Raw genomic sequence first — 17,940 nt, 5'->3', positions numbered from 1 at the left:
GCTGGTGCGGGGCAGATGACCATGCTCATCTGCCCCGCACCAGCCGCCCATTGGCCTGCCCGAGACGCCCTGGCTCACGAGGCCGACCGGCCGGGCTGCTTCGGCGCCCGAGTCCCCGGGACCGGCGTCTGACCCGCGGCCTTCCGTTCCGCGTCCAGAGCACGTCCGGCCGCCCGCAGAGTGCTGAGGACCGCGGTCACCTCGCGTACCGACTCCTCGGGAATCACCGACCCGATCCGCAGTTCCAGCTCCTCCTCGAAGACCTTCAGCGCCCCGTCCACCAGCTTCCGCCCCTCAGGGGTGAGCTCGACGATCGAGGAACGCCGGTCGTTCGGATTGGCCTTCCGACCACACAGCCCCGCCGCCTCCAGACGGTCGACAACCTTGCTCGTGCCGCCCACCGTGATCGAGAACTCCTCCGCGATGTCCTGGATCCGCCGCCCAGGCCGCCTCAACAGCAGGTGCAGCACCTCGAACGAGGTCAGCGCCAGGTCGTACTCCGCACGCAACCGCTCCTCGATGCCGCCCCACAACTCGATCTCCAGCGAGACCAGTTCCCGGTACAGCAGCTTCAGGTCAGCGTCAGCCATTACTCATCTTCCAGAGAATTATCTTCCGTAGACAATTAATTGTAGGTCACCGGTATCGGGACTCTCCGCGAATGCCGGTGAAGGGCCTGCTATGGGCCGAGCGTGGCCTGCGTCGTCAGTCTGCGGACGGTGGCATGGCGGTCGGCGAGCTGCTGGTGCAAGTGGCTGTTTTCCATCGTGACCTGGGTGCAGGGTGCCGACCAGTGCTTCAACGTCGGCCTTGAGCTGGGCGATCTCTTCGGCTTCCGCCGCGCGCGACTCCCTCAGGCGGACGATGGTCAGGACGCCGTTGGAGTTGTGAGATCGGCTTCAGCACGCCGATTCAACAGGGAATTCGTCGCGTACGGCATGAGTCCCCGACAGGCGCGCGCGGCGCGCCGATGACCTCAGGCGGCCCGGTAGTCGAAGAAGCCCTGCCCCGACTTGCGGCCCAGCAGGCCCGATTCGACCATGCGGCGCAGCAGCGGGGGAGGGGCGTACAGGGGTTCCCGGTACTCCTCGTAGAGCGCCTCGCCTATCGCCGCCACCGTGTCCAGTCCGATGAGGTCCGCCAGGCGCAGCGGGCCCATGGGGTGGGCGCAGCCGGCGGTCATCCCGGTGTCGATGTCCTCCGCCGTCGCGGTGCCGGAGCCGACCAGCCGCACGGCGGCCAACAGGTAGGGGATCAGCAGGGAGTTCACCACGAAGCCGGCGCGGTCCTGCGCGACGATCGTCCGCTTGCCCAGGGTCTCGCCCGCGAAGGCGCGCACCCGCCGCTCGGTGGCCTGCGAGGTGTGCAGCGAGGGGACGATCTCGACCAGCGGCATGACGGGGACCGGGTTGAAGAAGTGCAGCCCGATCACCGTCTCGGGACGCCCGGCCGCGGCCGCGAGCCGGGCGATGGGGATCGAGGAGGTGTTGCTGGCCAGTACGGCCTCCGGGCCTGTGACCTCGCCCAGCTGCCGGAACAGCGCCGTCTTGGCCCGCTCGTCCTCGACGGCGGCCTCGACGACCAGGTCCGCCCCGCCCAGGCGGGAGAGATCGCCGGTGACCGAGATGCCGGCCAGGGCGTGCGCGCGGTCCTCGGGTGAGAGGGCGCCGCGCTTCTCCGCCTTCAGCAGGGAGTCCGCCACGCCCGCCAGCCCGGCCCGGGCCCTGTCCTCGGTCACGTCGCACAACGTGACGTGCAGCCAGGCCCGGGCACACACCTCGGTGATGCCCCGGCCCATCTGGCCCGCGCCCACGACGCCCACGTTCCTGATCCCTGTCATGTGCCTCTCCGCTGTCCTCCGTCGGGCGGCGGCCGACCGCCGCCATGGTGTGTGCCGCAGTGCCGAGCGTAGGGCGGTCAGACCCCCTCTGACCTGCTCGGACGGTGCGTCATCCGCGTACAAACGTGCGTCGGTCCGGTGGTGAGGAGAGCCCGGACATGCCGAGGGGGCGTCCGGATCGTGCCGGACGCCCGGACGCGGATCGACGGTTCAGGCCGTGGCGGCGGCGGCCTCCCGCAGCCGGCGGATCACGCCGCGCACCGCGGGCGACGTCTCCCCCTTGCGGTAGGCGCCGACCAGCCGGGTCGTCAGCGCCACGTCCGCCAGCGGCCGGTACGCCACGCCCGGGATCCGCACCCGGCGCAGCGAGTCCGGGACCAGAGCCACCCCGAGACCGCCGCCCACCATGGTGAGAGCCGCGATGAAGTCCCGCACGGGGGGAGCGCACCGGGGCGTGAAGCCGCCTCGCTCCGCCACCTCGAGGATCTGGTCGCGGCAGCCGTACTCCTCGTCGAAGTGCGGGGCCACGAAGCACTCGTCACGCAGTCGCGCCGCCGGTACGGCCTCGTACGCCGCGAGCGGCGCGGCCGCCGGCAGCGCCAGGACGACCTGCTCGCCGAGCAGACAGGTGGCCGTCACCTCGGGCGGGTACTCCGGCCGCCAGCGCAGGAAGCCGACGTCGACGTCCCCGCAGACGAGGGCCTCCAACTGGGCAGGAGTCTCCAACTCTCGCACGTGCACGGTCAGTTCGGTGCCGAGGGCCGCGCAGCGGGAGAGGACGTCGGTGAGCACTCCGGAGAACGCGGCCGAGGCGACGTACGCGATCTGGGCGTGCCCCACCTCCCCGCGCCCGGCCCGCCGGCCCACCGCCTCGGCCCGGGCGGCCTGCGCCAGGGTCAGCCGCGCCTCCTCGAGGAACAGCCGCCCGGCACTGGTCAGGGCGGGGCGGGTACGCCGTCCGCGGTCGATGAGCCGTGCGCCCAGATGGGACTCCAGCGCCCTGATCTGGGCGCTGAGCGCCGACGGTGCCAGGTGCAGACGGTCCGAGGCCCGCGCGAAGTGGAGTTCCTCCGCGACCACCACGAACGATTCCAGCCAGCGCAGTTCCACCGGTACCTCCGTCGTACGCCGTCGTGCTGGGATCACCCCGCGGCGGCGTCAGGGCAGAACAGGACCGCCGCGGGGTGAGCAGGGGGGATCCCGGGTTCAGGGGATCACGACGTAGTTGCTGAAACCACCGTCGAGGTCCGTGGCCCGTCCGGAGATCGCCTCGTTGACCTTGGACAGCGGGAAGGGCTTGGTGATCAGGTACGACAGGTCCAGGGCCCCGGTCGCCACCATGTCGGCGACCTCCTGGCCCTGCGCGGTGGTGAACCAGTTGGACCCGATCAGCTGGACCTGCTCGTCCATGAGCCACTTCACGTCCACGGGCAGCCGGTCGGCCACGCCGCCGACGTTGACGACCCTGCCGCCGCGGCGCACGCCCCGCAGGGAGTCGAGCATCGTCTCCACCGGGGCCTTGGCGCCGAGCGCGCTGATGACGAAGTCCGCGCCCTCGCCGCCGGTGCGGGACTTGGCCCACTCGCCGCTGGAGCCCTCGCCCAGCCGCATGACCTCGATCCGGTCGGGGGCCAACTCCTTGACCCGCTTGAGGAGTTCCTCGTTGCGGCCCGTGCCGAGGACCCGGGAGACACCCGAGGCCAGGGCGAGGAGGGTGGAGGCGACGCCGAGCGTGCCCGTGATCCCGTCGATCAGGGCGACCTGGCCGGGGCCGGCCGCCGCGTGCCTGAGGGCACCGTAGGAGGTGCCGATGTAGCCGAGCTTTCCCGCCTGCTCGAACGTCATGGTGTCGGGGAGGTTGACGATCGCGTACTGCGGCGCCGTCATGTACTCGGCGAAGCCGCCGTAGGGGTAGAGGTCGAAGATGCGCTGGCCGTCGCGGGAGGTGCTGAAGTACCCGTTGAGGGTGAAGTAGCGGCACCGGCTGAGCTCGCCGCCGCGGCACACCTGGCAGCTGCCGCAGGACCGCAGCGGGCTGACGTAGACCCGGTCGCCGGGCTTGGTGTTGAGCACCGCCTCGCCGACCGCCTCGACCACGCCCGCCGGGTCCAGGCCGAAGATCGCGGGCAGCTTGGGCAGCGGCTGGTGCGGGTACCAGGTGGGCCAGTTGTTGATCACGTTGGCCATGTTGGGGACGATTCCGCATGCCTTGACCCGCACCAGCACGTCGGTCGGCCGCGGAGTGGGCACGTCGATCGTGTCCACGGACATCGGCTCACCGAGCGCGTGCAGTCGTGCAGCGAGCATTTTCGTCATTGAAATACTCCGGAATTGAGGGCCGTACGGTGCCGTGGAATCAAGAATTCGGGAACGGGTGCGGGTAATTGTCCTCGAGGTCGATGTCCAGCAGCCCCATGATGCGGACGCCGGAGTTGTACCAGGCGATGGACAACGACAATTCCACCATTTGCCGGTCCGTCAGGTGGCGGGCTGCGGCCCGCCATGTCTCCTCGGAGACGTCGACTTCGAGGGTGGACTCCCGCGCGAGGCGCATCACCGCCTTCTCCGTCTCGTCGAACAGGCCGGACGTCTCGAAGTCGGCCACCGCCGCGAGCTGTTCGCGGGTCAGCCCGGCCTTGAGACCGTGCGACTGGTGGTGGGCGACCTCGTACGCGGAGCGGGTCGCGTGCCCCACGGTCAGGATGGCCAGCTCGCGCAGCCTGGGGCTGAGGTCGGCGGCCCGCAGCGCGTTGGCGTAGGTCAGGAAGGCGTCCAACTGCTCCGGCGCGCCCGCCAGGGCGAGGAAGATGTTCGCCGTCGGGACCTTGCGCTCGGCTTCGAGCCGGTCGTACAGGGGCTTGTGCGCCTCGTCGGCGTCCTCGCGGCGCAGGTAGGGAACGCGTGCCATGGTGTCTCCTCGGGGACGGACGGGTCAGTGGGCGGACCGGTCGAGCAGGTACCGCTCGAGCGTCATCGGCCGCGGCGGCTCGGCGGGCGGTGTCTGCGGGGTCCCCACGAACGGCGACGCCTCGACGTACCACTTCTCCAGCGCGGGGAAGCCCCAGCGGACGTTGGTGCTCAGCGACCCGGCGTCCCACCGCACCGGCTCGATCTCCGTGTCGATGGTCTGGTAGTGGGCGTTGAAGACCTCCACCCGGTGCCCGTCCGGGTCGCGGAGGTAGGTGAAGAGCATGCCGCCCGGGCCGTGCCGCCCGGGGCCCCGCTCGACGCCCTCGCCGTAGCCGAGGATGCCCGCCCAGTCGCAGGCGGTGAAGATGTCCCGGCTCTCGGAGACGGTGTAGGCGAAGTGGTGCAGGGCGGGACCCGTGTTCTCCACGAGGGCGAGGTCCAGGGTGGTGCCCTTGCGGTACATGAAGGAACTCAGCAGCTTGTCGCCGTGCGCGAGGTACTCGGAGTTCCGGAAGCCGAGTTCGCCGTAGAACGCGGTCAGCTCGTAGGCGTTCGGCGCGAAGGTCTGGAAGTGGTCGAGCCGCTGGGCGTGGGCGCCCTGGTGGTGCTCGAAGGCGATGTGCAGCCTCGGCCGCGTCTCCATGTGCGCGCAGAGCTCCAGCGGCGTCCCCGCGGGATCGGTGACGTGCAGGGTGCGGGCCTGGTACGGGAGGTCGACCCACTCGGCGGGCAGCCCCCGGTCGCGGAACCATGCGTGGGCGATGTCGAGGTCCTCGTCGAGGAAGACCCGGAAACCGATCCTCCGGCAGGCGCCTGCCCCCTCCTCGTCCAGCTCCAGGACGAGACTGTGGTGGCAGGCCTCGGCCAGACCGCGCAGGTAGCAGGTGCGCTCGTCCTCGTCGCTGACGACGAGCCCCAGGGCCCTGGTGTAGAAATTCCGGCTCTCGGTGAGATCGGCCACGGTGAGACGCACATGGCTGGTTCGGGTGATGTTGAAACTCGGGCGCAGATTTACGGGGGGCAGCATGCTGGTCTCCGTGCTCCGATCGGCTCTGGATTTCGCTGACTCTAATACGGCGGGAATGCTTTACGACCTGGTCGTGGAAGGCGCGGAACCGGCGAACGGAAAGACCGACCAGCCGCTGAATTCCGCGGAATCTCCGAGGGACTCCTCGATGCGCAGGACCTCGTTCCACTTGGCCATGCGCTCGGACCGCGTGAACGAGCCCACCTTCAGCTGGCCCGCGTCCCATCCCACGCTCAGGTGGGCGATGGTGACGTCCTCCGTCTCCCCGGACCGGGCCGAGACGATCGTGCCGAAGCCGGCGTCCTGCCCGGCGCACAGGGCCTGGTGGGCCTCGGTGACCGTGCCGGCCTGGTTCGGCTTGACGAGGACGGCGTTCACCGCGCCGCCGGTGGCCGCGGCCTCCACCCGCTTGGCGTCGGTGACCAGGTAGTCGTCACCGATCACCTGGCAGCGGTGGCCGTGGCGCCGGGTGAACTCCACCATGCCGTCGGTGTCGTCCTCGCCCACCGGGTCCTCGACGGACAGGATCGGGTACTGCTCGATCCAGCCGCCGAGCAGGTCGAGCAGCTCCGCGGTGTCCAGCGTGCGGTCGTCGAGCGCGAGGGTGTACCTGCCGCCGCTGCCGAACTGGGAGGCCGCGACGTCGAGTGAGATGCCGACCTGGGCCGAGGGCGCGAAACCGGCGGTCTCGATGGCGCGGGTCAGCGTCTCCAGGGCCTCTTCGTTGGAGTCGAACGCGGGCCAGAAGCCGCCCTCGTCGGCCACGCCCTGGGCCTTGCCCGCCCGGCGCATCAGGCTGCCGGCCGCCCGGTAGATCTCCGCCGTCCAGTCCAGGGCCTCGGCGAAGCTGCGCGCCGCGGGGCAGACGACCATGAAGTCCTGGACGTCGACGCGGCGGTCCGCGTGGGCGCCGCCGCCGAAGATCTGGATCTCCGGCAGGGGGATGCGGACCGGGCGCCCCGCCGCGAGGTGCTGCCACAGGGGTACGCCCGCCGAGGCGGCGGCGGCGTGCAGCACCGCCATGGACGTGGCCACGATCGCGTTCCCGCCGAGACGGCCGCGGTCGGGGGTGCCGTCGAGGTCCACCAGCAGCCGGTCGACGGCTTCCTGATCGGTCGCGTCGCGGTCCAGCAGTGCGGGCGCGATCTCCTGGTTGACCGAGCCGACGGCGCGCAGGACGTCCAGCCCGCCGAAGCGCCGGCCCCCGTCGCGCAGGTCGAGCGCTTCGCCCTGCCCGGTCGAGGCCCCCGCCGGTGCGATGGCCCTGCCGACCGAGCCGTCCGCGAGGTGGGCCTCGACCTCCACGGTGGGGCGCCCGCGGGAGTCCCACACCCTGCGGCCGTGGAGCCTGGCGATCCGCGCGTCTGTCATGGCGGTGCAACCTTTCGAAGTCCGAGGCGTAAGAGAGTCCTCGCCGCGCGACGGGCGCGAGCCCGGTGGGGCGGGCCCGGTGGGGCGGCACCCGGGGGCGTACGGGACAGGGGAGCGGACGGGAGAAGCGCATCCGCTGCGGCTCGTTGTGCTATCGATAGCGCAATCGTGCGAAGGATCGACGGTTGTGTCAAGGGGTGGCGGGCGGCTGGACCTCACGCACAAGGTGTTTGTTTCTGGTCTCCAGGGTCCTCCCGCGGTCGCGTGCTATCGTTCGCACACTCCGTTGTGCGCTCCGTGGCGCTCCGGCGGAGCCTTCGGCGGGCCCGCGCTCCTGGACGGACGGACAGCACAGGAGGCGTGGGTCCGCCGGGCCCGACCGCAGCCGGCAGGAAAGCGAGCCCGACATGACATCCGAGCCCTCCGCGGCGCCCATCGCCCTCACCACCGTGGTGGCCAGCACGCGTCCCGGGCGGGTGGGCAGGTCCGTCGCGGACTGGTTCACCGGCCGGGTTACGGAGAACGGCCGGTTCGCGGCACGCCTGGTCGACCTGCGTGAACTCGCCCTGCCGTTCTTCGACGAGCCGCATCCGCCGGCGCAGCGGCGCTACACCAAGAGCCACACCCGGGCCTGGAGCCGGATCGTCGACGCCTCGGACGCGTTCGTGTTCGTCACCCCGGAGTACAACGGCGGTTTCCCCGCGCCCCTGAAGAACGCGTGGGACTTCCTCGCCGTGGAATGGCAGCACAAGTCGGCCGGGTTCGTCGGCTACGGGGGTGTCTCGGCGGGCACGCGGGCGGTGCAGATGGGCAAGTCGGTCGTGGCGAACCTGCGGATGCTGCCGATCGGTCCGACCGTGAGCATCCCGTTCGTCGACGAACGCGTCGAGGACGGCGCTTTCCGCCCCGGCAAGATCCACGAGCGGGCGGCCGAGCGCATACTCGACGAACTCGCGCGGACCGCGACCGTCATGCGGCGGCTGCGCGGCGGGGAGTTCTGACACGGCCGCGTCGGCGCGAAGTCGCCCGGGGCGCCGAGCCTAGGGACGTCAGTTGTCAGAACCGGTGCAGGAAGCCCTGGGTGTCACGCCGGAGAGCCGGACGGTGTCCGGGACAAGCCGCTGACCAGGCCGGACAGGCCGCGATTGTCCGGGACACATCAGACTGTTGCTCCGGTGCGGACGATGTCGGCAAGCTCGGCCCCACAGGGAACCAAGCCGAAACCAAGGTGGAGTCATCGGCCTGGTACGGCGTCGCCGGGCGCGCCGCGGTTTTCCCCGGCAGTCGGCAGCTTCTCCATTCGTCCGCGTGATCTCCGAGGAGACAGATGCGCATCCGTTCCGTAGTCGCAGCGATCGCAGTCATCTTCACCGTTCTCATAGCGGGGCAGGGCCAGGCCCTCGCTGTGGACTTCGAGAAACCCTTCGAGGACGAGATGTCCACGCTCACCTATGAGTCGGCGGGTGAGTCCTGCTCGGAAGTCTTCGTCTGGAACCCCAAATCGCTCTCGTACGACAGGACGGCCAAGGGCTGCTTCACCAGGTACGGCGACAAGTGGAGCATCCAGGACTCCCTCGGAGACGGGAACCAGACCTTCATCTACTGGGAGAACTGGCTCAAGGGCAAGAACGCCGTCTGGCAGCCGTACCGATACGGCTGGTGCAACAACAACCTGGGCGCCCCCAACTGGGGTGCGTGCAACAAGGACTACTACGAGTCCTCCAGCACCAACTACTTCGAAGGCAAGGGCAGCAGGGTGCGCTTCCAGACCTGCCGTCGCGACCTTGTGAACACCTCCTGCACTCCCAGCGACATCAGCGAGGCGCCGTGGATCAACAACAACGCCTAGCAGGCTGACGCGGTTCCCGCCGAGGGGCTGTCCGGACAGAGGCCGGGCGGCCCCTCGCCGGTCCACTCCCGCGACCGGCCGAATTCCCCGCGGCTCACGCGGACTTGGACGGGCCCCTGTCGCCGGGCGGTGCCGTGCTGCCGCGCAGGATCAGTGAGCCGGGGGAGACCGACGTGTACGGGCCGTCGTTGCTCGGCTTGGTCTTCAGGCGGCGCAGCAGCCACAGGGCGCAGCCGGTCGCCATCTCCTGGATCGGCAGGCCGACCGTGGTGAGGCCGGGGCCCCACCAGGAGAAACCGGGCTCGTCCCCGAAGCCGACCACCGACAGTTCCCGGGGCACCTTCACGCCCTGCCGGGACAGTTCCTCCAGGATGCCGAGGGTGAGCTGGATCGACCCCGACACGAGCGCGGACGGCGCGTCCGGTGAGTCCAGCAGCCTGCGCACCGCCTCGCGGCCGTACTGGATCGACGACGGCGGCCCCAGTTCCGTGCGCCCGGCGTCGTCCGGCAGGCCGCCTTCGCGCAGCGCGCTGCGGAAACCGCGCAGGCGCTCCGCGCCCGTGGGCAGTTCCTCGGGGCCGCCGAGGTAGGCGATGCGGGTGTGGCCCTGCGCGACCAGATGGGCCGTCGCCCGGCGCAGCGCCTCGTGGTCGTCCACCCCGAACCACTGGGAGCCGAGCGAGGGGTGCTTGCGCAGCAGCTGCAGGTGCGGCACGGCGCGCAGCAGTTTGACCGACTCGCTGTGCGGGCGCGCGGTGGGCACGATGATGACGCCGGCCACGCGGTTCGCGGACAGCTCCCGCAGGTGGCGCAGCTCCGCCAGCCGGTCGTCATCGGTCTCCGAGAGCATCAGCTGGAAGCCCTCGGCCTCCATGTTCTTGGACAGCTCGTGCGCGATGGTCGAGTAGAAGCTGTTGCGGATGTCCGGGATCACCAGCGCGACCACGTTGCTGGACGCCCCGCGCATCATCCGCGCCGCGCGATTGCCGACGTAGCCCAGCTCCGACGCGGCCTGCCGCACCCGGCCCTTGGTCTCCTCGCTGATGCGGGGATCGTCGGCGAGCGCCCGTCCCACCGTCGACACGGAGACCCCGATGCGCTCGGCGATGTCCCTGGTCGTGATCACGTGAAGGGCCCCCTCGGCTGCCTGGTCCCGTGCCGTCACTGTCCGTGTGCCAACGATAGCACTCTCGTTGCGCTCTGTGGTCGCGGATGGAGCGAAACGCGATTGATCATCGCGTCTGTGCTAACGTTAGCACTGCTGGAGGGGCCGTGCAGCCGCTCCCGGCCGCCTAGTTGCAGGAGGTTTCCGTGCGGATCGTCAGGTATGCCGTCGGCGGCGTGCGTCACTATGGGGAACTCGAATACGGTGACGCGAGAATCGCCAGATTCGAGGGTGATCCCTTCACCGGGTTGTCCCCCACGGGGCACATCGACGAAGTCGGCGACGTCGTCCTTCTGTCGCCGGTCGAGAAACCCCGGATCTTCGGATTCGCCTACAACTACGCCTCACACGTCGACGAGACCGACCGTGAGATTCCGGACGTTCCCGTGTGCTTCATGAAACCGAGCACGGCGGTGGTGGGGCCGGGAGACGCGATCGTCTATCCGGCGGACGGCGAGATCGTGCATTTCGAGGGCGAGTTGGTCGTCGTCATCGGAAAGGAAGCCCGCCATGTGAAGCCGTCCGAGGCCCATGAGTACGTTCTCGGATACACCTGCGGCAACGACGTCAGCGATCGCGTCGTCCAGCGCAAGGAGAGCGCGTTCGGGACGCTGCTGATCGGAAAGGGCCAGGACACCTTCGCGCCCCTCGGGCCCGTCCTCGCGACCGGGCTCGACCCCTCGGACCTGGCGTTGACGACCCGGCTGAACGGCACCGTCGTGCAGTCGGCGAGCACGGCCGACCTGCTGCTCACGGTTCCCGGCATCATCGGCTACCTCAGCCGGCATCTGACGCTGCTGCCCGGAGACGTGATCATGACCGGCACCCCGTCCGGAGTCGGGCCGATCCGCCCCGGAGACGTGGTGGAGGTCGAGATCGAGGGCATCGGCGTGCTGCGCAACCCGGTCGTGGCCGAGAGCCGTTGACGCCGGCCCGGTGACCACATACGAGGGCCTGCCCACCGCTCGGCGGTGGGCAGGCCCTTCGGTGTGCCGGTGGCGGGTCCGCTAGCGGACCGCGTTGTTGAACCCGGCGGGACGGATGAAGAGCAGGGCGACCACCCCCACCAGCGGCAGGAGCGTGACCTGCAGCAGTCCGGCCCGGCTCCATCCGAAGGAGTCCACCAGGGCGGCGAAGAGCAGACCGGAGAAGGCCGCCGGTCCGTAGTAGCTGGTGACGAAGAGGCCGGAGGCGCGGCCGATCTGCGAAGGGCGGACGGCCCGCTGCATCGCGCTGTTGGTGTTCGGATAGACGAAGCCGAGCCCGAAGGCGCCCATGAGGAAGGCGAACACGCACTGCACGCCGACCCCCGCGCGCGTCTCGTAGACGCACACGCTGATGACGGAGACGGCCAGCAGGCTGGCGATCAGCAGGGAGCGCTGGTCCACGCGGTCGCCGAGCCAGCCGCCCAGGACCGCCAGCATGCCGCCGAAGCCCAGGAAGCTCATGGCCAGCGCCGCCTGCTCGGCGGAGTAGTGCAGCGAGGAGATGAGATACGTCGGGTAGAGGCCCAGGAACCCGTAGATGGCCACGCCGCTCACCACCGCGTGGACGGCCAGCGCGAGGGAGTTGCGGTTGTAGGCGGAGGCCGGCATGGACTCGTGGGTCTCGGTGGCGACGGCTTTCTCCACGGAGCGCTCGGTCAGACCGGTCCTGACCAGGAACAGGGACGCGGCGGCGATCAGCAGTCCGGCCGTGCCGAACAGGTAGAACGGCGAGTGCCAGGTGCCGTGCAGGGTCATGAGGTGGACGCCGATCAGCGGGGCGATGAACACGCCGACGGAGTAGCCGAGGCCGATGACGCCGAACGCGAGGCCGCGCCGGTGGGCGAAGTAGGCGCCCATCGCCGCGAAGATGGCCGCGGACTGCATGCCCTCGCCGAAGCCGGAGACGACCCGGTACAGGGTCATGTCGGCGAAACCGACCGCCAGGGGCGTGGCCATCGTGCCCAGGGAGTAGAGCACGATGCTGGCCAGGAGCACCGTCTTGCGGCGGAAGCGGTCCAGGAGGTAGCCCGCGGGCAGGCCGGCCAGGGCCATGCCGAGGGTGAAGTTCGTCGCCAGCAGGCCGCCCTGCTCCAGCGAGAACCCGTACTCGGCACGGATGTCGGGCAGCAGCGGGGGGAAGACCTGGCGGTCCATCGCGTTGACCATGTAGGAGAGGACGATCAGTGCGAAGCCCGTCCCGACCATGGCGCGGGAAAGGGCAGGGCTGCTGCTTTCCCGCGTCCCGTCGGCGGGCACCGCACCGGTGTCGACTTGCGCTGCGTGAGTCATGGCGGCTCCTGAGGAGGAATGGGCCGCGGCGGACCGCGGCGGATGCCTCGCCGGTACGAGGGCGTACGAGCGACGGCGAGAAGGGGTGAGCAGAACACGGACTCGATCGAGTCGGGGCAGACGAGTCGGCGCCGACCGGCGGAAGGGGGCGACGGTCTGCCGCGCGATCGGAAACCGCACGCGGAATGCAGCCGTATATCGCCCGTCGTGGACGTCCGTGGCTGTGGCGTCTTCGACAGCCGGACCCCGTGGGCTCCTTCTCGGGCCACACGGTCGGCGTTGGCAGAAACCATGAGGGGAAGTCCCCGGCGCGTCAAGATGTGAACGCCGGATTTCTTCGGTGAGTTCTCGTTTTCCGTGGTCGCCGGGTTTTTCGTGACGGTGCGGGGAGCGCGAACAGTCGCACACCGTGCTCTTGACGCCTCGAAGTCCGCCAGTGCTATCGTTAGCATCACGTGGCTGTGACAGAGTGAATTCGACATGCCCCGACATCGCGCGATCCGTCCCAGGGGCCCCGCGGCGCCCGATCCGACCACAAGTCGGCGAGCGCCGGCAGTCCACCCAGCCCGACGACCCCTCTCCCTCCCGCCCCTGGCGGATGCAGGCCTTCGGACATGCCGTCGGCCACCCGCCGCCCGCCGCGGCCGCACGAATCTGCGAGGACGACCTGCCATGACACCACCGAGCCGCCCCGGCACCGTGCTGCTCACCGATTACGCCTGGCCCGACGACAGCGTCGAGCGGTCGGTCGTGGAGCAGGCGGGCCACACCCTGGTCACCGGCCCCGCCGAGCCCGCGTCCGCCGGGACGATCGAGGAACTGGTCGCCGGACACCGGCCAGCCGGGATCCTCACCTGCTGGGCGCCCGTGACCGCCGCCGCGATCGGCGCTTCGCCGGACCTGCGCATCGTCGCCAGGCTGGGGGTGGGGCTCGACAACATCGCCGTGGAGGCCGCCACCGAGCGGGGCGTATGGGTCACCAACGTGCCGGACTACTGCGTCGAGGAGGTCTCCGACCACGCCGTCGGCATGGTGCTGGCGTGGACGCGCGGCCTGGCGTTCTTCGACCGCGAGGTCCGGGCGGGCCGCTGGGACCCCGCGAGCGCCCGGCTGCGCCGGCTGTCGACGCTGACGTGCGGCATCGTCGGATTCGGCAGGATCGGACGCGCCACCGCGGCCAAGCTCGGCGCGTTCGGCTGCCGGATCCTGGCCCACGACCCGCATCCGCCGGCGGACGTCCCCGGAGTCGCGGCGGTGGGCCTGGAGGAACTGCTGCGCCGCAGCGACGTGGTGATCCTCCACGCGCCGCTCACCCCCGCCACCCACCACCTCGTCGGAGCGGGCGAACTGGCCCTGATGAAGCCCGGCGGCCTGCTCGTCAACGTCAGCCGCGGCGGCCTCGTCGACACCGACGCGGTCGTCAAGGCGCTGGACAGCGGGCAGCTGGCCGGCGCCGCCTTCGACGTCCTGGAGACCGAACCGCACGTCCCCGCCGCGCTCCTTGACCAGCCGGGTGCCCTGCTCACCCCGCACGTCGCCTTCTCCTCCGACGCGTCGGTCACGGAACTGCGCCGCCGCGCCGCCGAGGAGGTCGTGCGGATCCTCGCGGGCGAGGCGCCGGCGCACGCCCGCAACAGCCCGCGTGGCCTGCCCGCCGGGCCGGGGGAGACGCGATGAGCTCCGCTGCCGCGCGGACGGCCGCAGGATCCGCGCCCGACACCGCCCTCACCGCGTTCCTCACCGCCCACCGGCTCGCCGAGCCGGGCGAGGCCGCACACTGGACGCCGCTGACCGGCGGCGTCTCGTCCGACCTGTGGCGGGTGGACCTCCCGGGCCGCTCCCTCTGCGTCAAGCGCGCCCTGGCCCGGCTGAAGGTCGCGGCCGACTGGCAGGCGCCGGTGTCGCGCAACGCCTACGAGTGGGCCTGGATGCGGTTCGCCTCCCGGCACCGCCCGGACAGCGTGCCGCAACTGCTGGCCCACGACCCCGAGGCCGGCCTCTTCGCCATGGCGTACCTGCGCCCCGAGCGGTACCCGGTGTGGAAGGCGCAGCTCCTGTACGGCGAGGTGCGGGTCGCGACCGCTGCGGCCGTCGGGGTACTGCTCGGCAGCCTGCACGCGGCCGGTGCGGGCGACGCCGCCCTCGCCGCCCGGTTCGCCACCGACGACAACTTCCACGCGCTGCGCATCGAGCCCTACCTGCTGGCGACGGCCGCCGCGCACCCCGCCCTCGGCCCCGTGCTCCAGGACCTCGCCGAGCGCACGGCCGGGACCCGTCTGACCCTGGTGCACGGCGATGTCAGCCCCAAGAACATCCTCGTCGGCCCGGTCGCGCCGGTACTGCTGGACGCCGAGTGCGCCTGGTACGGGGACCCGGCCTTCGACCTGGCCTTCTGCGCCAACCACCTGCTCCTGAAGAGCCTGGTGGTGGCAGGGCGCCGCGCCGAACTCCTGCGGTCGGCCCGCGTGCTCGCCGAGGAGTACGTCCGGTACGTCGACTGGGAACCGCGGCCGGACCTCGAAGCGCGAGCCGCGTCACTGCTGCCGGCCCTGCTGCTCGCGCGCGTCGACGGCAAGTCCCCGGTGGAGTACCTCACGGACGAACGGCAGCGGTCGTTCGTCCGCGAGGTGGCGACCGCGCTGCTGCGCGCACCCGCCCCGACGGTGGCGGACGTCGTCGACGCCTGGCAGAACGCGCTGACGGTGCGGGCCGAGTCCGCCGAGTCCGCCGAGACCGATGGGTGGGGCGAGACCGATCAGTCGGGCGAGTCCGGCGGGCCCGAGCGAGGAGGGACGTATGCGTAGAGGGGACGGGCGTATGCCTGGAGAGGACGGACGTACGCCTGAAGAGGACGGGCGTGTGCGTGGGGAGGGGAGAGCCGTGCGCAGGGTCGTCACCGGCCATGACGGGGACGGCCGGTCGGTCGTCGTCAGCGACGGCCCGATCCCGCGGAGCCGGGAGTTCACCAGCCTGCCCGGCTGGGTGTCCCGCCTGCCGTGGGCCACCGACCCCGGGGACCCTCCCAACCGGGCCGGGGAGGACCCCACCCCGAAGGTCACCACCCTGCTCCCGGCGCCGGGCGGCACGCGCTTCATCGTCCTGACCTTCCCGCCGGACGGCGCGCTGGCCGACCCGTCGTTCGACCCCGTCGCCTTCGACCGGGAGCAGCGCGCCGACTCGCCCGGGCTCGCCGAACTCATCGGGCCCGACGGCATGCACGCCACACCGACCGTGGACTACGGCATCGTGCTGGAGGGCGAGATCCTCCTCGAACTCGACGACGGCCACCGCACCCGGCTCTCCGCCGGGGACATCGTGATCCAGAACGGCACCCGGCACGCCTGGCGCAACGACAGCGGCCGTCCGACGACCATGGCGTTCGTCCTCATCGGCACGGAGCCTGAGGGCTGATGGGGCGACCGCCGGTCAGCGGTGGGGAGAGCGGCGGACGGTCAGGACGGCGACGTCGTCGTGCCCGTGGTCGTCGGCGAAGGCGCGGGCGTCTTCGTACAGGGCCCGGGGCAGTTCGGCGGGGGAGAGGCCCAGGTGCCCGGTGAGCCGTTCCTCGACCGGGTAGAACGTGCCGTCGGCGGACCGGGTCTCGTCGAGCCCGTCGGTGGTCAGCAGCAGCGTCGAACCCTCCGGGAACGCGCACCAGTTGACCGTCGTGGGCGCGTCCGCCAGCTCCGCGAGACCGAGCGGGACGCCGGAGTCCAGCCGGGGCGTGGAGACGACGCCGTCCCGCACCAGCCGGGGCGGGACGTGCCCGCAGTTGACGATCTGCGCCTCCGGGCCGGCATCGACACCGACGACGAGCGCGGTCACGAAGCGCTCGTCGTCACCGGCCTGCTCGGCATGGGAGTTGTGGCGCACCACGGCGGCGTCGAGGGCGTCGACCAGCGCCGTGAGCGTGGGCTCGCGGTACGCCGCCTCACGGAAGGCCCCGATGACGGCGAACGCGGCGCCGACGGCCGCCAGGCCCTTGCCCTGCACGTCCCCGATCAGCACGCGGCTGCCCCACGGCGAGTCCACCACGTCGTAGATGTCGCCGCCGACGAGACGGTCCTCCTGCAGGGGCTCGTAGACGCCGTTGACGAGGACGTCGTCGGTCAGGACGGGGAGTGGGTGCAGGATGTGCCGCTGCATGGCCGCGGCGGTGGAGCGCAGACGGAGCATCTCGTGCTCGCGTCCGAGACGCCGGCGGCAGGCGTAGACGGAGGTCGCGCCCAGGGCGAGGGTGAGCAGCACCAGCAGGGCCCGGTCGAGCCACCGGCCCACGTCGGTGTCCCGCACCAGCACGGTGAAGGTGACGACGAGCGTGGTCCACACGGCGACGAAGGCCGTCTGCCGGACCGTGCACAGCGCCGACGCCGTGCCCGGCAGGAAGACCAGCAGTCCGAGGAGCCACACCTCGGATCCGGAGACCAGGCCGAGGAACTCCACCAGCACCGTCACCGACACCACGCCGACGAGCATCTGGACGGTGTCCGGGGGCTCGATGGCGTCCAGGGCGTCGGCGGATCGGGTGCGGCGGATACGGGCCATGGGGACTCCCGGACGAGTGGTGATCTCTGCGTCCGTTGTACAGGTCGCGGGATGTCCCGGCCGTCAGTGTCATCAGTCCGGCGGAAAGATGGCGAGGCGACCTCGGGACTGGCGACAGTGACGAGCGATACGTCGTACCGTACGATGACTCGCATGCCTCGTCACTCACCCTCGCTGGATCGCGCGACGCCGGACCGCATCGCGGAGACCGCCCTGCTCCTCGTCGACGAGGGCGGTCCCGAGGCCCTGACGTTCCGGGCGCTGGCGGCGCGGCTGGAGATCTCCCTCGCCTCGCTCCAGCGCCGGTGCGTCGATCTCGCCGGACTGCTGGACCTGTGCCTGGACCACCTGGCCGCCCGGCTGCCCGAGCCCCGGCCGGACGCCGACTGGGCCACCACCACCGAGGTCAGGTTCACCGCGCTCTACCGGCTGCTGGCGGAACGCCCGGGGCTGCTCGCCCTGCGGGGGACGCGGCCCTGGCTCGGTCCTCACCTGCTGGCCCGCCTCGTCGAGCCGCAGCTCGCCGACAGCCTCGCCGCCGGCATGAGCCCCGAGGAGGCGATCACCGCCTACCGGCGCATGTATCTGCTCACCCTCGGCAGCGCGGGCTTCGTCGACCACGGCGACGCCAAGGCCGCGCAGGCGGCCACCCGCACCGCCCTGGCCGCCCTCGACCCGGAGGAGTTCCCGGTGCTGAGCGGCAACCTCGCCGCGATCGTGCCCGCGGTGACCGACCACGAGGTCTACTACGGCGCGCTGCGCCAGCTCATCGCGGCCGCGGACCCGGCACGGCGGCCCCTCCCGCCGGAGCGCGAGAACGACTGATCCTCCGCGACGAGTGATCCTCCGCGACGAGCGCTCGGCGCACCTCTGCGCCCCGGTGCCGAACACCCCCCGGCGGCGCGACGGCGCCCACCGGAAACCCCCGAACGAGAAAACCGACCCCGAGGACCTCCG

Annotated in this window: 17 protein-coding genes; 7 read left to right on the top strand and 10 right to left on the bottom strand. The window is 71.1% G+C overall.

Annotation, left to right across the window (positions count from 1 at the left end; genetic code table 11):
• Positions 1 to 74 precede the first annotated feature (74 nt).
• The 7 genes from ABZ948_RS06535 to eno all read right to left on the bottom strand — a co-directional run bounded on the left by ABZ948_RS06535 (position 75) and on the right by eno (position 7,148).
• A complete protein-coding gene (locus ABZ948_RS06535) occupies positions 75 to 590 on the bottom strand; it encodes a MarR family winged helix-turn-helix transcriptional regulator (protein WP_359757829.1) in 516 nt (171 codons plus the stop codon).
• A gap of 386 nt (positions 591 to 976) precedes the next feature.
• The gene (locus tag ABZ948_RS06530; RefSeq protein WP_359757828.1) at positions 977 to 1,840 is read right to left on the bottom strand and encodes a 3-hydroxybutyryl-CoA dehydrogenase; all 864 of its coding nucleotides are present in this window, start codon (positions 1,838 to 1,840) and stop codon (positions 977 to 979) included.
• Positions 1,841 to 2,050: 210 nt separating this feature from the next.
• Positions 2,051 to 2,950, bottom strand: a complete 900-nt coding sequence (locus ABZ948_RS06525; RefSeq protein ID WP_359757827.1) for a LysR substrate-binding domain-containing protein — start codon at positions 2,948 to 2,950, stop codon at positions 2,051 to 2,053.
• A gap of 96 nt (positions 2,951 to 3,046) precedes the next feature.
• Positions 3,047 to 4,147, bottom strand: a complete 1,101-nt coding sequence (locus ABZ948_RS06520; protein WP_359757826.1) for an alcohol dehydrogenase catalytic domain-containing protein — start codon at positions 4,145 to 4,147, stop codon at positions 3,047 to 3,049.
• A 49-nt stretch (positions 4,148 to 4,196) separates the two neighbouring features.
• The gene (locus ABZ948_RS06515; RefSeq protein ID WP_359757825.1) at positions 4,197 to 4,748 is read right to left on the bottom strand and encodes a carboxymuconolactone decarboxylase family protein; all 552 of its coding nucleotides are present in this window, start codon (positions 4,746 to 4,748) and stop codon (positions 4,197 to 4,199) included.
• Positions 4,749 to 4,772: 24 nt separating this feature from the next.
• Positions 4,773 to 5,777, bottom strand: coding sequence for a VOC family protein (locus tag ABZ948_RS06510; RefSeq protein WP_359757823.1), 1,005 nt, complete (start codon positions 5,775 to 5,777; stop codon positions 4,773 to 4,775).
• Between the two features lie 60 nt (positions 5,778 to 5,837).
• Positions 5,838 to 7,148, bottom strand: coding sequence for a phosphopyruvate hydratase (eno, locus tag ABZ948_RS06505; protein ID WP_359757821.1), 1,311 nt, complete (start codon positions 7,146 to 7,148; stop codon positions 5,838 to 5,840).
• Positions 7,149 to 7,555: 407 nt separating this feature from the next.
• On the opposite strand from eno, the gene ABZ948_RS06500 reads away from it, so the two are divergent.
• On the top strand, positions 7,556 to 8,149 hold the full coding sequence (locus ABZ948_RS06500) for an NADPH-dependent FMN reductase (RefSeq protein WP_359757819.1): 594 nt from the start codon (positions 7,556 to 7,558) through the stop codon (positions 8,147 to 8,149).
• Between the two features lie 326 nt (positions 8,150 to 8,475).
• Positions 8,476 to 8,997, top strand: coding sequence for a hypothetical protein (locus ABZ948_RS06495; protein WP_359757817.1), 522 nt, complete (start codon positions 8,476 to 8,478; stop codon positions 8,995 to 8,997).
• Positions 8,998 to 9,091: 94 nt separating this feature from the next.
• Here the strand turns inward: ABZ948_RS06495 and ABZ948_RS06490 are convergent, their stop codons facing one another.
• Positions 9,092 to 10,123, bottom strand: coding sequence for a LacI family DNA-binding transcriptional regulator (locus tag ABZ948_RS06490; RefSeq protein ID WP_359757815.1), 1,032 nt, complete (start codon positions 10,121 to 10,123; stop codon positions 9,092 to 9,094).
• Positions 10,124 to 10,308: 185 nt separating this feature from the next.
• On the opposite strand from ABZ948_RS06490, the gene ABZ948_RS06485 reads away from it, so the two are divergent.
• Positions 10,309 to 11,088 carry a fumarylacetoacetate hydrolase family protein gene (locus tag ABZ948_RS06485; RefSeq protein WP_359757813.1) on the top strand — a complete coding sequence of 260 codons (780 nt, stop codon included), beginning with the start codon at positions 10,309 to 10,311 and terminating at the stop codon, positions 11,086 to 11,088.
• 81 nt (positions 11,089 to 11,169) lie between these two features.
• On the opposite strand, the gene ABZ948_RS06480 is transcribed toward ABZ948_RS06485, so the two are convergent.
• Positions 11,170 to 12,438: an MFS transporter gene (locus ABZ948_RS06480; protein WP_359757811.1), complete on the bottom strand. Its 1,269-nt coding sequence runs from the start codon at positions 12,436 to 12,438 to the stop codon at positions 11,170 to 11,172.
• Between the two features lie 672 nt (positions 12,439 to 13,110).
• Between ABZ948_RS06480 and ABZ948_RS06475 the strand changes: the two genes are divergently transcribed.
• The 3 genes from ABZ948_RS06475 to ABZ948_RS06465 all read left to right on the top strand — a co-directional run bounded on the left by ABZ948_RS06475 (position 13,111) and on the right by ABZ948_RS06465 (position 15,849).
• On the top strand, positions 13,111 to 14,115 hold the full coding sequence (locus tag ABZ948_RS06475; protein ID WP_359757809.1) for a C-terminal binding protein: 1,005 nt from the start codon (positions 13,111 to 13,113) through the stop codon (positions 14,113 to 14,115).
• Positions 14,112 to 15,242: a phosphotransferase family protein gene (locus ABZ948_RS06470; protein ID WP_359757807.1), complete on the top strand. Its 1,131-nt coding sequence runs from the start codon at positions 14,112 to 14,114 to the stop codon at positions 15,240 to 15,242. Before ABZ948_RS06475 ends, ABZ948_RS06470 begins: the two co-directional genes overlap by 4 nt.
• Positions 15,243 to 15,318: 76 nt before the next feature.
• Entirely contained in the window at positions 15,319 to 15,849 is a 531-nt protein-coding gene (locus ABZ948_RS06465) for a cupin domain-containing protein (protein WP_359757805.1), read from the top strand.
• A 15-nt stretch (positions 15,850 to 15,864) separates the two neighbouring features.
• Here ABZ948_RS06465 and ABZ948_RS06460 read toward each other — a convergent pair whose 3' ends face one another.
• On the bottom strand, positions 15,865 to 16,983 hold the full coding sequence (locus tag ABZ948_RS06460; RefSeq protein ID WP_359757803.1) for a PP2C family protein-serine/threonine phosphatase: 1,119 nt from the start codon (positions 16,981 to 16,983) through the stop codon (positions 15,865 to 15,867).
• A gap of 153 nt (positions 16,984 to 17,136) precedes the next feature.
• Here ABZ948_RS06460 and ABZ948_RS06455 point away from each other — a divergent pair, with 153 nt between their 5' ends.
• Complete coding sequence (locus tag ABZ948_RS06455; RefSeq protein WP_359757801.1) at positions 17,137 to 17,808, top strand: TetR/AcrR family transcriptional regulator; 672 nt, start codon at positions 17,137 to 17,139, stop codon at positions 17,806 to 17,808.
• Positions 17,809 to 17,940: the final 132 nt, after the last annotated feature.

Source organism: Streptomyces olindensis, assembly GCF_040645895.1.
Lineage (GTDB): Bacteria > Actinomycetota > Actinomycetes > Streptomycetales > Streptomycetaceae > Streptomyces > Streptomyces olindensis.
This window is presented reverse-complemented; position numbering and strand designations above follow the sequence as displayed.